The organism is Chryseobacterium oryctis (genome assembly GCF_025971925.1).
In the GTDB taxonomy this organism is placed as follows: domain Bacteria; phylum Bacteroidota; class Bacteroidia; order Flavobacteriales; family Weeksellaceae; genus Chryseobacterium; species Chryseobacterium oryctis.
Genome location: NZ_JAPDHV010000001.1, coordinates 129,672 through 143,154, shown reverse-complemented (window position 1 = coordinate 143,154; position 13,483 = coordinate 129,672). Strand labels below are relative to the sequence as shown.

Annotated in this window: 16 protein-coding genes and 1 riboswitch; of the genes, 10 read left to right on the top strand and 6 right to left on the bottom strand. The window is 32.5% G+C overall.

Annotated features, from left to right (window positions below; genetic code table 11):
• The first annotated feature begins 12 nt into the window (after positions 1–12).
• From OH806_RS00710 to OH806_RS00690, 5 genes are all read left to right on the top strand, one after another.
• Positions 13–1,152, top strand: coding sequence for a cystathionine gamma-synthase (locus OH806_RS00710; protein ID WP_264741771.1), 1,140 nt, complete (start codon positions 13–15; stop codon positions 1,150–1,152).
• Between the two features lie 16 nt (positions 1,153–1,168).
• Positions 1,169–1,648 carry a nuclear transport factor 2 family protein gene (locus tag OH806_RS00705; RefSeq protein ID WP_264741770.1) on the top strand — a complete coding sequence of 160 codons (480 nt, stop codon included), beginning with the start codon at positions 1,169–1,171 and terminating at the stop codon, positions 1,646–1,648.
• Positions 1,649–1,666: 18 nt separating this feature from the next.
• The gene (locus OH806_RS00700; protein WP_264741769.1) at positions 1,667–2,170 is read left to right on the top strand and encodes a DinB family protein; all 504 of its coding nucleotides are present in this window, start codon (positions 1,667–1,669) and stop codon (positions 2,168–2,170) included.
• Between the two features lie 47 nt (positions 2,171–2,217).
• Positions 2,218–2,766, top strand: coding sequence for an L-threonylcarbamoyladenylate synthase (locus OH806_RS00695; RefSeq protein ID WP_264741768.1), 549 nt, complete (start codon positions 2,218–2,220; stop codon positions 2,764–2,766).
• 114 nt (positions 2,767–2,880) lie between these two features.
• Positions 2,881–4,302 (top strand): CCA tRNA nucleotidyltransferase, encoded by a 1,422-nt coding sequence (locus tag OH806_RS00690; RefSeq protein ID WP_264741767.1) that lies wholly within the window; start codon positions 2,881–2,883, stop codon positions 4,300–4,302.
• A 130-nt stretch (positions 4,303–4,432) separates the two neighbouring features.
• Here OH806_RS00690 and OH806_RS00685 read toward each other — a convergent pair whose 3' ends face one another.
• Positions 4,433–6,349, bottom strand: a complete 1,917-nt coding sequence (locus tag OH806_RS00685) for a TonB-dependent receptor plug domain-containing protein (RefSeq protein WP_264741766.1) — start codon at positions 6,347–6,349, stop codon at positions 4,433–4,435.
• Positions 6,350–6,445: 96 nt separating this feature from the next.
• Positions 6,446–6,643, bottom strand: a riboswitch (cobalamin riboswitch).
• 11 nt (positions 6,644–6,654) lie between these two features.
• Positions 6,655–7,137 (bottom strand): cytidine deaminase, encoded by a 483-nt coding sequence (locus tag OH806_RS00680; protein ID WP_264741765.1) that lies wholly within the window; start codon positions 7,135–7,137, stop codon positions 6,655–6,657.
• Between the two features lie 99 nt (positions 7,138–7,236).
• Between OH806_RS00680 and namA the strand changes: the two genes are divergently transcribed.
• The 3 genes from namA to OH806_RS00665 are packed head-to-tail and all read left to right on the top strand — an operon-like array spanning position 7,237 to position 8,959.
• The gene (namA, locus tag OH806_RS00675) at positions 7,237–8,286 is read left to right on the top strand and encodes an NADPH dehydrogenase NamA (RefSeq protein ID WP_264741764.1); all 1,050 of its coding nucleotides are present in this window, start codon (positions 7,237–7,239) and stop codon (positions 8,284–8,286) included.
• 35 nt (positions 8,287–8,321) lie between these two features.
• Complete coding sequence (locus OH806_RS00670) at positions 8,322–8,615, top strand: DUF2752 domain-containing protein (RefSeq protein WP_264741763.1); 294 nt, start codon at positions 8,322–8,324, stop codon at positions 8,613–8,615.
• A gap of 11 nt (positions 8,616–8,626) precedes the next feature.
• Positions 8,627–8,959 (top strand): CCC motif membrane protein, encoded by a 333-nt coding sequence (locus OH806_RS00665; RefSeq protein ID WP_264741762.1) that lies wholly within the window; start codon positions 8,627–8,629, stop codon positions 8,957–8,959.
• Between the two features lie 75 nt (positions 8,960–9,034).
• On the opposite strand, the gene OH806_RS00660 is transcribed toward OH806_RS00665, so the two are convergent.
• The 3 genes from OH806_RS00660 to OH806_RS00650 form a co-directional block, all read right to left on the bottom strand.
• On the bottom strand, positions 9,035–10,564 hold the full coding sequence (locus tag OH806_RS00660; protein ID WP_264741761.1) for an endonuclease: 1,530 nt from the start codon (positions 10,562–10,564) through the stop codon (positions 9,035–9,037).
• A gap of 148 nt (positions 10,565–10,712) precedes the next feature.
• Positions 10,713–11,243 carry a DUF4136 domain-containing protein gene (locus OH806_RS00655; protein ID WP_264741760.1) on the bottom strand — a complete coding sequence of 177 codons (531 nt, stop codon included), beginning with the start codon at positions 11,241–11,243 and terminating at the stop codon, positions 10,713–10,715.
• Between the two features lie 46 nt (positions 11,244–11,289).
• Positions 11,290–11,472 (bottom strand): DUF5522 domain-containing protein, encoded by a 183-nt coding sequence (locus tag OH806_RS00650; RefSeq protein WP_066441318.1) that lies wholly within the window; start codon positions 11,470–11,472, stop codon positions 11,290–11,292.
• Positions 11,473–11,513: 41 nt separating this feature from the next.
• Between OH806_RS00650 and OH806_RS00645 the strand changes: the two genes are divergently transcribed.
• Positions 11,514–11,843 carry a hypothetical protein gene (locus OH806_RS00645; protein ID WP_264741759.1) on the top strand — a complete coding sequence of 110 codons (330 nt, stop codon included), beginning with the start codon at positions 11,514–11,516 and terminating at the stop codon, positions 11,841–11,843.
• A 1-nt stretch (position 11,844) separates the two neighbouring features.
• Here OH806_RS00645 and OH806_RS00640 read toward each other — a convergent pair whose 3' ends face one another.
• Positions 11,845–12,453 carry a hypothetical protein gene (locus OH806_RS00640; protein ID WP_264741758.1) on the bottom strand — a complete coding sequence of 203 codons (609 nt, stop codon included), beginning with the start codon at positions 12,451–12,453 and terminating at the stop codon, positions 11,845–11,847.
• A gap of 69 nt (positions 12,454–12,522) precedes the next feature.
• On the opposite strand from OH806_RS00640, the gene OH806_RS00635 reads away from it, so the two are divergent.
• Positions 12,523–13,425 carry a 1-aminocyclopropane-1-carboxylate deaminase/D-cysteine desulfhydrase gene (locus tag OH806_RS00635; RefSeq protein ID WP_264741757.1) on the top strand — a complete coding sequence of 301 codons (903 nt, stop codon included), beginning with the start codon at positions 12,523–12,525 and terminating at the stop codon, positions 13,423–13,425.
• The last annotated feature ends 58 nt before the right edge of the window (positions 13,426–13,483 follow it).

Below are 13,483 nucleotides of genomic sequence, written 5' to 3'. Positions count from 1 at the left end.
ATTATACAAGTTATGAATTTCAATACAAAAGTTATTCACGGAGGACAACACCACGAATCTTCAACTGGTTCTGTAAACGTTCCCGTATTTTTAACATCTACATTCGCACAAAAAAGCCCGGGAGTACATTCCGGTTATGAATACTCAAGAGCTGCAAACCCAACAAGACAGGCTTTGGAAGACTCTTTGGCTAGTATAGAAAACGGGGCAAGAGGTCTCGCATTTGGTTCTGGTTTAGCTGCAATTGATTGTGTTTTGAAGTTATTAAATCCTGGTGATGAGGTAATTGCTGTTGACGATTTGTATGGAGGAACTTACAGAATGTTCACAAGACTTTTTGAAAAATATCAGCTAAAATTTACGTTCGTGAATTTTGATGATGCTTCTAAAATTACAGATGTAATTACTGATAAAACTAAATTAATCTGGGTAGAGACACCTACAAATCCTTTGATGAAATTGGTAGACATTAAAGCAGTTGTAGAAGTAGCTAAAGGAAAAGATATTTTGGTTGCAGTAGATAATACTTTTGCAACTCCGTATCTTCAAAGACCAATTGATTTGGGAGCTGATATCGTGATGCATTCAGCTACGAAATATTTAGGAGGTCACTCAGATGTTATAGCAGGTGCTTTAATTGCAAAAGATGCGGAATTGGGAGAAAAACTTCATTTCATTCAGTTTGCAAGTGGCGGAATTTTAGGACCTCACGATTCTTATTTGGTATTAAGAGGAATTAAAACGTTAGCTTTAAGAGTTCAAAGACATTCTGAAAACGGAATGGCAGTTGCAAAATATTTAGAGTCTCACCCTGCAGTAGATAAAGTTATTTATCCGGGATTAGAATCTCATCCTCAACATGAATTGGCTAAATCTCAAATGAAAGATTTCGGTGGTATGGTTTCTTTTACTTTCAAATCGGGTAAAAAAGAAGATGCTATTAAATTCTTAGAAAAAGTAAGAGTTTTCACATTGGCAGAATCTTTGGGTGGAGTAGAATCTTTGGCAAATCATCCGGCTTTAATGACTCACGCGTCTATTCCTGCTGAAAAACGTGCAGAATTAGGAATTACTGATGATTTAGTTCGCTTAAGTGTTGGAATTGAAGATGCAGAAGATCTTATTGCAGATTTAGAGAAAGCTTTTTCTTAGTTTAATATAAAACATAATGAGAAAGATTCAGCTTTTTTTGACTCTGATATTAAGTCAATTTGCATATTCTCAGGTGAAGATTACCGACGAATTATACAAAACTGCGAAAAAATTAGACAGTTTGATATTCGATATCGGATTTAATAATTGTAATCTTTCTCATTATGATTCTATAGTGAGCGATGATCTTGAATTTTATCACGATAAAGGAGGAATTACTTTAGGAAAAGAAGCTTTTAAAGCTTCCATTGCAAACAATATTTGTGGAAATACAAATAAAGTAAAACGAGAACTTGTATCTGGCAGTATGAAAGTATACCCTTTGTACAATAATAATGTGCTTTATGCTTTTATTCAGGAAGGAGAACATGATTTTGCAGAGCTTTCTAACGGAAAATGGATTAAAGGTAGCAGAGCCAAATTTACCATTCTTTGGATTTTGGATGGAGGCGTTTGGAAAATGAAGCGTGTTCTGAGCTACGATCATCATTTATAAATTCATAATTTTTTTATTATGTCAGATTTTCAAAAATACGTTCAGAGGTATTTAGATAAAATTCCATCAGAAAATTGGTTGGAAGAATTAAATAAGGTAGGAGAAAAGACCATTCAAATTTATTCAAACCTTACAGAAGAGCAATCTTACTTTGCTTATGATGAAGGAAAATGGAGCTTAAAAGAATTGCTTTTGCATTTATCAGATACGGAAAGGGTTTTTCAGTACAGAATTTTGGCTTTCGCAAGAGGTGACAAAAATGAATTACCAGGTTTTGATGAAGAGAATTATGCTAAAAATTCTTTTGCCAATGAAAGAAGTTTAATTTCTTTAATTGATGAATTTAAGTTGGTAAGAAAATCGTCAGAAATTTTGGTAGAAACACTTCATCCGTTAGTTTTAAATAATATAGGAATTGCCAACGGAAATCAAATTTCAGCAGAAACAATTGCCAAATTAATTGTAGGACACAATTATCATCATTTGAATATTATTAAAGAAAGATACTTGTCAAGGTTATAAAATCTTTATTATCATATAGAAATTGGCGTTAATCTGCCTTTAGTTAAATGGAAAATATCGTAGAAATACTAAAATCTGGCGGAACAATTCTTTATCCTACAGATACAATTTGGGGAATTGGTTGTGATGCCACCAATGTAGAAGCTATCAATAAGATTTTCGACATTAAAAAGCGTGAAAAAAACAAATCAATGATTATTCTTGTAGAATCTGAAAAGAGATTACAGGATTTGGTAGATGTTCCGGAAATGGCTTGGGAAATTATTGATTTGAGTGAAAAGCCCGTAACTATCGTTTACGAAAATCCGAGAGGTTTACCTAAAGAATTGTTAGCCGAAGACGGAAGTATCGGAATTCGATTGGTGAAAAACGATTTTTGTAAAAAACTAATTTCAAAATTAAATAAACCTTTAGTTTCAACTTCGGCAAACTTTAGTGGAGATAAAAGTCCATTAAAATTTTCGGATATTTCTCCTGAAATTATTGATTTGGTAGATTATGCTGTAGAGGAAGACAGAGAGAAAGTTTCAAAATATTCCGGTTCTTCAGTGATAAAGATCTGGAGTGATAATAGAATAAAGGTTCTACGAGAATAAAAGAAAAGATTTTAATTATCTTTGCAAAATCATTTTAACCATTAAGACATTAAGAAAAATCAATCTAAAATTTGTTGAACTTAATCTCTTAGTGGTTTTAAATTACATATAATCATGTTCATTAATCTTAATCAAAATAAAAATCTGAAACTTTTCAAAATAATTTCTGATGTAGCAGCAGAAAATAATCAGTCTGTATATATTGTTGGCGGTTATGTTCGGGATTTGTTAATGAAAAGAAAGGCTTCTACGGATATTGATTTCGTGACTGAGCAAAGTGGAATCGAATTAGCACAAAATGTAGCTAAGACTATCGATCCGAAGATGAAAGTTTCTGTTTTTAAGACCTACGGAACGGCGATGATCAAGTATAAAGATCTTGAGCTTGAGTTTGTGGGAGCAAGAAAGGAGAGCTATACAGAAAACAGCAGAAAACCTGATGTAGAAGGCGGAACCATTGAAGATGATCAAAAAAGAAGAGATTTTACCATCAATGCAATGGCAATTTCTTTGAATAAAGATAATTTCGGAGAGTTAATTGATCCTTTTAACGGAATTGATGATTTAGAAAAAGAAATTCTGAGAACACCTTTAGAACCAGCTCAAACGTATTCTGATGATCCGTTGAGAATGATGAGAGCAATTCGTTTTGCATCTACGTTACAATTTCAGATTGAAGAAAATTCTTTGAAAGCAATACAACAGGAAGCTGAGAGAATTAAAATTGTTTCTATGGAAAGAATCATGGTTGAGTTTAACAAAATCATGCTTTCAGAAAAACCTTCTGTTGGGCTGAAATTAATGGAACAAACAGGGCTTTTAAAATTGATAATTCCTGAATTAATTGATTTGAAAGGAGTAGAAGAGGTGGAAGGTCAAACGCATAAAGACAATTTTTATCATACCCTTGAAGTGGTGGATAATATTTCTGTGAATACGGATAATCTTTGGCTTCGTTGGTCGGCTCTGCTGCATGATATAGGTAAAGCTCCGACAAAAAAATTCGTAGAAGGTACAGGATGGACTTTTCATGGGCATGAATTTTTGGGTTCAAAAATGGTGAAAACTCTTTTCCAAAGGCTGAAATTACCTTTAGGACCAGACATGAAGTATGTGCAAAAAATGGTAAAACTGTCGTCTCGTCCTATTGCTTTGATTACGGATGATGCTTCAGATTCTGCTTTAAGAAGGTTGCTTTTTGATGCAGGAGAAAATTTGGAAGACCTGTTTACACTTTGTAAAGCAGATATCACGACAAAAAATTCTAAAAAACAGGAGAAATTCAAGAAAAATTTTGAATATGTCGCGGTAAAAATTAAAGAAGTTGAAGAAAAAGATCAGGTAAGAAATTTTCAGCCTCCAATTTCAGGAGAGGAAATTATGACAATGTTTAATCTGAAACCTGGTCGTGAAATAGGTATTCTGAAAGAAAAAGTAAAAGAAGCAATACTTGAAGGTGAAATAGGAAATGATAGTGAAGAAGCTAGAAAGTTTGTAATTGCAGAAGCAGAAAAAATAGGATTATCATTAGTATAGTTCAAATTTAAAATAAATTTTAAAGCAACAGATTAATCGAAATTTGTTGCTTTTTTATTTTTTCAAATAAAAATCCGGTCGATTTCAAAGAAACCGACCGGAAAAAAAACACAAATGATGAAAAAAAATATTAGAATTTATAACTTACACCTAACGTGTAGTTTCTAGGTTTTGTAGTGTATCCTATTACATCTATATAACTTCTGTTGAATAGATTTCCGATGTTTAGATAGGTGTCTATTTTATGAGTTATTTTCTGATTGATATTCAGATTAAAAATATGGAAGTTTTCAACTTCTACATTTTTGGTAGCAAAGATACTTGAGTCATAGTAAGCATCAGTTCTTTTCCCTACAAATTGATGAGAGAAACTGATTCTCGTAGATTTACAAGGTAGAATTTCCAAATAAGAATTGATTCTTTGCTTAGGCTGACGAAGCATTGTTGCTTCTTTATCTTTTTCTACATAACTGAAATTTCCTCCTATTTTTGCATATCTATTGAAAGTATAATCAAATCCTACTTCAAATCCTTTTACTTTATTTTGGTCTACATTCTGAAACTGACTTACATAATTTACAGGGTCTACAAGCATATAAGCAAAAACATCTTTTTCTTTTCTAAAGAAGAAACTTGCATTAATATTTAGGCTTCTGTCTTTTTTACCGAAACTTAAATCAATTTCGTGAGATCGGTTGGTTTCAGGTTTTAAATCAAAATTAGGTGCTGTCCAAGGCAGAGAACCAAAATTTTGATATAAAGTAGGTGCAATAAACGCAGTAGCATAAGAATATCCAGCTTTCAGGTATAAATCACTGAACTCTTGTAAATAGTAAGGATTGATACTGTATACCCAATTATTCCCAAATTTAGAATGATTCGTAATCCTAGTTCCTGTATCTAAATGAAAAACATTGTATTTGAAATTAGCATTTACATAAGCATCAAAAAGGGTGATGTTGGTTTGGTCAAAATTAAAAACTTCTTCCATGTTTTCACCTCCCCAAGGTTTTTCAAGATATGCCATGGACTGTTTTTCATATTGTAAACCAGCCGTTACATCAATAAATTTATTGATAGTATAGACATTGTAAAGTTCAGCAAAAAAATTGTCTCCTTTATATTGATACTGGTCTTGATAAGATTGGTTGACAATATCTTGTGCAAGTCTGTTGGTATTGGTATATCTTAAATTAAAAACTAAATTTCCTTTGTTGTATTTGAAATTGGCATTTCCTCCTACATAATATTGTTTGTCGTTTCCTCTGTTATTACTGTCGGTGAATGCTCCTCCGTCATATTTATGAAGGTTATGATTCCAGCCTCCGTTTATATTTACATTAAATTTTTCGGTAGAATACCCCAGTTTTGCCGATACATTTTGTTTTTCCCAACCATCTTTGTCAAATGTATCATTGCCTTCTGCAGAAGAAATACCTTCTGACTTTTCGTTGAAACCTGAAATCTGATAATTGAAATTTTTAAATTTTCCTAATATGGAAGCATCCTGAGCAAATGTTGAAAAAGACCCTCCTCTTGCTGAAAGAATTCCTTCAACAACTTTATTGGTATTTTTTTTAGTTTTAATATTGATAACGGAAACCGTAGCATTTGAACCATAAAGAACAGAAGATGCACCGTTTAAAACCTCAATGCTTTCAATGTTTTCAAGTGCAATAAGCCTTAAATCTGAAACATTGTAATCGTTTCCTGTAACGTCTTTTAGCGGAATGCCATCCAATAAAATCATAACGTTTGAGCTTTTTCCTCCTCTGATTTTTATTGATTTTGGTTCCGTAGAGCTATTGAAATTTCCTGTAATTTGAAAACCTGCAACTTGGTCTAAAACATCCGTAAGATTTTGACCTTGGTATTTTTCAAGATCTTTTTCAGATAACAATTTTACGTTTTTTCCGGTTTTGTAGAGCTGTTGAGGTGATTTTGAAGCAATAGTAACTTCTTCAATTGGAGTTTCCTTTTCTTGTTGGGCGAAAATTTTTGTTCCTACGACAAGCATCGCTCCAACTAAAATTAGTTTTCTTTTCATAACATAATTAAAGTTTAGAGGGCTTATCGGAAAATAAAAGGCTAATTTATGAATCTGCAAAAACTCATTAGATCAGGCTTTTCCTCCGAAAGCTTTATATTAATAAACTTTTAGTAAGGTCTCCTGACTTTCACATTTTTGCACCTTCTCGTTTTTAGAACAATGGTTTGTTGCAAAAAATAATATTTTCTAAATGAAAATGTGTGATCTACAGTTGCGGGGACAGTTCAGGATTTTCACCTGATTCCCTTTTCCAAAAGTTGTGCAAAGATAGACAAAATTAAGAAAATTGCCTTTTTTTAATTTTATAAAAATGTAGAATCAAAATAAAATGGTAGTAAATCTTTTATAGCATGTACTTTTACAACCTCTTCATTCATACTTGAAAAATAAAGATCTATATTCTCGTTTTGCTTGGTTTCGTATTCTATTAAGCTTTGTCTGCATGCTCCACATGGTGGAATTGGCGGATTTTTCTCATTAAATTCTTTAGGACCTCCCACTACAAAAATCTTCTTTACTTTCACGTTGGGAAAATTGGCTGAAACCCAAAATAAAGTTGTTCTTTCTGCGCAAAGACCTGAAGGAAATGCAGCATTTTCCTGATTGTTACCCGAATAGATTTCTCCGTTTTCAAGTAATACTGCGCACCCAACCAAAAAGTTTGAATATGGGGCATAAGCATTTTCGCGAGCTTGTTTTGCTCTTTCAAATAATGCATTTTCTATATCGTTCAGTTCGCAGCTATTTTTAAAATATTCGTAACTGATTTGAGTTTCTTTTTTCATATATTGTTGATTGAAAAAGGGGGATAAAAATAATTCTTTTTAGTCAGGTAGGCAATATTTTTATTCCTGATGTTTTAATCGAAAAAATTCTAATCAAAAATGTTGTATAATTCAATAAATTTCAGAAATGTTGAGCTGAAAAACCATTGGGTAATGTCTCCAATGTGTATGTATTCTTGTGAAAATGGTTTGGCAAATGATTTTCATTTGGTACATTATGGAAGTAGAGCTCAAGGCGGAGTTGGTCTAATTATGATGGAAGCAACAGGTGTTGAACCCCGTGGAAGAATTACCAATCGTTGTATGGGAATTTGGAACGATCAACAAGCTGAACAATTACAGAAAATAGTAGATTTTGTACACAAAAACTCTGAAACCAAAATGGGAATTCAATTGGCTCATGCGGGAAGAAAAGGTTCTACTTGGAATAATACCCAGATTCCGATAGAAGAAGGTTGGGAAACAATTGCTCCAAGTGCCATTCCTTATCATCCGTCAGAAAGAATACCTCATGTTTTGTCAGTTGGAGAGATTAAAGAATTGGTTTTAAATTTTAAAAATTCGGCAAGAAGAGCTGTAAAAGCAGGTTTTGATGTAGTTGAAATTCATGCAGCTCATGGGTATTTAATTCATCAGTTTTTGTCACCACTTTCTAATGTAAGAACCGATGAATATGGAGGAAGTTTTGAAAACAGGATCAGGTTTTTAATTGAAATTGTTGATGCTGTAAATGAAGAACTAAATGAAAATGTGGCTTTATTTGTAAGGGTTTCGGGAACTGAATATGCCGAAAACGGATGGGATATTGAGAGTAGTGTAGAATTGGCAAAAGTTTTAAAAAATCATGGTGTTGATTTAGTAGATGTTTCAAGTGGAGGAAATATTCATGGTGCAAAAATTTCTGTTTTTGATGGGTATCAAGTGCCTTTTTCTGCTCAAATAAAAAAAGAGGCTGAGGTGAAAACAGGTGCAGTAGGATTAATTACAACTACTGAACAAGCAGAAAATATTCTTCAGAACAACGAAGCTGATTTGATTTTTGTAGCAAGAGAGATTTTGAGAAACCCATACATTGCAGTTCAGGGGTCGTTTGAAATGAAGCAAGATTGCTTTTTCCCTCGTCAATATACAAGGGCAAAAATTTCTTAATATTTTATTATATTTGGTTATTCAAATCAGAAAAAATGAAAATAGAAGACTTCATGTTGTCATGCCCAAGCAAAAAATTCCTTGGAATAGAATGTTTTGGTTGTGGAACTCAGAGAGCTATTGTCATGGTTTTTGAAGGCAGATTTGCAGAGGCTTTTCATATGTTTCCTGCAGTATATACTCTTTTGCTTTTTTTTGGAACAATCATCTTAAATATTATAGATAAAAAAAGAAACTATGGAAATTTATTAGTTTTTCTGGCTATTATTAATTCGGTGATAATGGTCGTTTCTTATTTTTATAAACACTTTTACTTAAATACACATTAAAAATATAAACTATGAATCAACAAAAATTACCAAACGCAACGGCAGTCTTAGTTTTAGGAATTGTATCTATCGTAGGATGTTGTTGCTACGGACTTCCGGGAATTATCGCAGGAATAATCGCTCTTGTTCTTTATAAAAAGGATAATGAATTGTATAAACTAAATCCTACAGAGTACTCTAATTATAGTAATTTGAGTACAGGTAGAATTTTAGCAATTATCGGAATTATATTAAGTATACTGTATGTTATTTACGTGATTGTAATGATTTCTATGCTTGGATGGGACGCAATGAAAGACCCTCAATTAATGCAAGAGAGAATCAAAGAACTGATGGGACAATAATTAAACAAAGAGAATATAGATAAATACAAAAGACCACAAATTTGTGGTCTTTTTGTATTATTTAAAGTTAGGTTATTACTTTACTATAAATTTAAGGCTGGTTTTATCGAGTTTTAAAATATAAGTTCCTTGCGGAAGATTGTTTACCTTAATAGAATTTCTACTGTTTTTAAAAGGTGTGTGAATACTTTGTACCACTTTTCCCTGAAGATTATAGATTTCAGCTTTTTGAATGTTTTCAGTATTTCCTTTTACAAAAATTTCCTGATTATAAATTGGGTTAGGATATATCTGTAAGTCTTTATTTTCAACAGCCAAATCTGATGAAATAGTATTGCTGATTTTTCCTGAGGCAGAATAGCAAGTCCAGCTTAAATTATCAATGGCAACTCTGTTGCTTGTTGAGGTGTTTTCTAATGTCACAACTACATTTCCTGATATATTAATATTGTTGATAGTGGTAGTTGTAACATTTGTATTATAAGGAATTGTACCTACAGTTGTTCCGTTTACTTTTACATTGAAAGTTCCGTTGCTTCCGGTGAATTTCAACTGAGTGGTTACTGTTAATGAACCAATTCCGTTGGCTACACTTCCTGATGTAAGAGAACCGCTTCTTACTGTAATTGCTTTTGTTGAAATTGTTTGGTCTGTTCTGGCATCAGTTGCAGTCCATGAAACTCCGCTGTTTGTCCATGTTCTTGTAGAGTAGGTAGCAGTATTATCTGTTGGTATATTTTCAAATGTTTCGTTTACACAATTAGTTCCGGAAGGAGTTGTTGTACCCCCATCTGTAGAACCGCTTCCCCAAATCTGGTTTACATAATTAGGATTATCAATAAAAGGATTTCTATTTCCTTGGAAAGTATAAGAGGCATTGTTTCTGTTGATTTCAGCTTGAGAAACAGGGTCTTGATTGTGCCAAGCTAATAGTACATTAAGTTGCCAGGTTTGTAATCCTGGGAAAGTAGAGTTTCCTAACATATTTCCTGAACTGAAACTGGAAAGTTTACTTTGATATCGGGTTACGAAATAAAATATCATTCTTGCCACATCACCTTTGAACTCATCAATCGGTTCAAAAACCGTTCCTGAATAGCCCGAAGAAACCGAATTTCCAAGTTTTGAACCATTTTTGGAAGTGAAAGTTGCGGTACCTACTTTTCCGAAAGGATAATTGGAACGCATTCCGTTTACCTTTCCGTCGGTTGCTCTGATAAAATGAATATCAGAAACCATTGGTGCAGCTTCACTAAATAAACTTTGAGGAATGATATGTTCTCTGTTGTAGCAATTTCCTTCTACAGAATATGTGCCACATTGGTTGGTTACGGGAGTGTATTTGTAAGGATCTGTGCCGGTCGGTTTTTCAGAATAGATATCCAGAATTGAACCGTCGTTTTCATAGTTTTTATCAATGTCGGTTGTCTTGTAGCCGGTCCAAAGTCCACTATATCCTTTGTCTTGGTGTCCGTTGGTAATAATTGTACTTAAAGCTGTTTTTAAAGCTGCCCCCGATAATCCGTTGGCAGAATTGTAGTAACCTGTAGGAGCCTGAGCATGCATTAATCCTGCAAAAGTTACAAATAAGAGTATTTTTTTCATATTGATTTTATTTCACAGTAAGATTACTACATTTTCATGAATTAAAAATTATTTTGTTATTAATTTTTAAAGATTTGCATTCAAAAACATAAAAAAGTCAACACATTTTTATGCATTGACTTTTGTATATACTTGATTAATTTGAAATCTATTTTCTCTGTGGAGGATAATTTTTCATAATCTCCACCATAATTTCAGGAATTTGTCTTTGTTTTGATTTTGGAGAATCTACAGAAATCCCACTTCCTATACCTTGCCAAACCAATTTTTGAGATTTAGCGTCTACTAGATCTACAATAATTGCTCCTTCATTATAATTGCTTGTCCATGTTCTGCTCATTCCGATACCCCATCCGAAAGGGGCACCCCAACCATACATTCCGTAAGGAGAATTATTGGTAATATCAGTGATTTTTTTATGATTTGCTTTTACATTTACGATTAAATCAGGATTTTCTCCCGACTGAAGACCTTTGCTTTGAAGCTGTTTAGACAACTCATTCAAAACTCTGTCTTTATCAATGTCATTCAGTTTTAAATCATCAATTCTTAATTTGTATGTTTTATAAGAAGTGAAGTTTGCTGTTTCAGCATAGTCGGAACGTACCTGAAAAGGACTACAAGACGTCAAACCCAATGTAGCTGAAGCTAATAGAATAAAAATATATTTTTTGCTCATAGCTTTTAAATTTATTTTATGGTAATCGCGAATCAGTGATTTCATTTTACTTATTTTTTTTATCGTTTTTAATGAATGTATCGGTCTTTTTATCATATCCATAAGGACAATGTCTACAGCCACTTTTACAGCAATATCCTCTTTTTAAATGAAATTTTTCTGTAAAAACCTTATACCCCTGTTCATTGTAGTAAAAGTCTTCACCCTCTTTGATGTCAAAAAGTGCCATAGGTTAAATCTCTAAAATTAAAAAATTTTATATTTGTTACCATGATAATTGTATGCCAAAAGCCATTAAAAAAGTTAAAAATTAACGGCATTGCTCTTTTTCCCTTTATCTTCATTAGGAAACCCGAAGATAAGCAAAATAAAGTACTTATCAATCACGAAAAAATTCACCTCAGACAACAATTAGAATTGCTTATCGTTTTTTTCTATATTTTCTACGTTATAGAATATTATTATTGGTTTTTTAAACTGAAAGATAGCTTTCTTGCCTATCGTTATATATCTTTTGAAAGAGAGGCTTATGCAAAAGAAAGGGATTTGCAGTATCTCAAAAAAAGAAAACTTTGGAGTTTCTGGAAATATTTAGGATGATTTATTTTTGATTTTCCCATTCTTTATCAAAATCTTTCTGAGTTTTTTCCGGAGCGAAATAATTGTCTTGATTTTTACTCATGTCATAAGAAATTGCTGATTTTATAAGTGTATTCAGGTCATTAATTATCCAATCCGGAGAGCCTTTTTTCTCTTGCCCGTTGGTGAATACATGTATAGCTTTGCCATTTTCCATTTCCACTTTTAGCAATAAACAAGGAGACATATAGCCTGAACAAGGATGTCCTGTATAGACTTTTTCTGCAACAGTTCCGTCATTAAAAGTTATTTTTAATTCAAGGTAATTTCTGGGTTGTGTAGATTCTACACCATGACGAGCGTAGCTTTCAATAGTTTTAATGGTTTTTAAATAATCAATTGTGTTTTGTCTGCTTTCAGGGATATATCCAGGATGCATAATGTTTTGAGTATGATTTTCGATTTGTCTTTCAATCTGCTCATTCACCATATTGACTACTTTATCGTTAGGTTTATCTATAACATCAAATTCAGAGTGAGAAGGAAGTGCATTTTTGAAAAGTATATAACCAATAACTATTGCAGTGACGAAAACTACCAGTATTACTATCAATGAATTTGACTTTTTCATAATTATTTTAAGTTTTGTTTAACGAATTTAAGAATTATCATTTAAAATAAATTCAGGAAATTTGCAATAATGAATGTTCCTGAAATACATATTCCAATTGTTGAAATTCCTATTGAGAAAAATGTGAAACTCTTTATAAAAAGAGAAGACCTTATTCATCCTCAAATATCCGGAAACAAATATTGGAAGCTATTTTATAATGTCAATTATTATTTAGATAAAAAGCCAGAAAAGCCCTATGTCATTACATTCGGAGGTGCTTTTTCAAATCATATTTCTGCGGTATCGGCACTTGGAAGTTTAACAGGAATTCCAACTTTAGGTATTATACGAGGGGAGGAACTGAAAGATAAATGGCGAGATAATTCTACATTGCTTTTCGCTAAAAGAAACGGAATGAATCTGCGATTTGTAACCCGCGAAGAATACCGTCATAAAGAAAAATTGACGGAGTTTTTACAAAAAGAATTCCCGGAAGCATTAATTGTTCCTGAGGGGGGAACGAACGAAGACGCTGTAGAAGGCGTGAAAATGATGCTAAATAATGAAACAAAAGATTTTGACTATCTTTGCACCGCAGTTGGAACGGGTGGAACGATTGCCGGAATTTCAAAATTTTGTGAAGATAATCAGAAAGTTATAGGAATTAAGGCTGTGGAAGATGATTCGCTTGAAAATAGAATTCTAGAATTAACTTCCAAAAAGAATTTTACTCTAATAGATTCCGGGTTGGGTGGTTATGGTAAAATAAAAGATGAAAATGTTTGTTTCATCAACGATTTTAAAGAAAAGTATGAAGTTCCTTTGGACCCGATTTATACAGGAAAAATGATGCAGAGAGTTTTTAAACTTATTGATGAAGATTATTTTCCTGAAAATTCTAAGATTTTGTGCTTTCATACAGGTGGTTTACAGGGAATTGAGGGAGCCAATTTGCTTTTAGAAAAACAGAATAGAAGTTTAATTATATAAGTAAAAATTGAAAAACATGAAACACTTAGTGTTCCATCTTTCATTTTAAAACAATAAA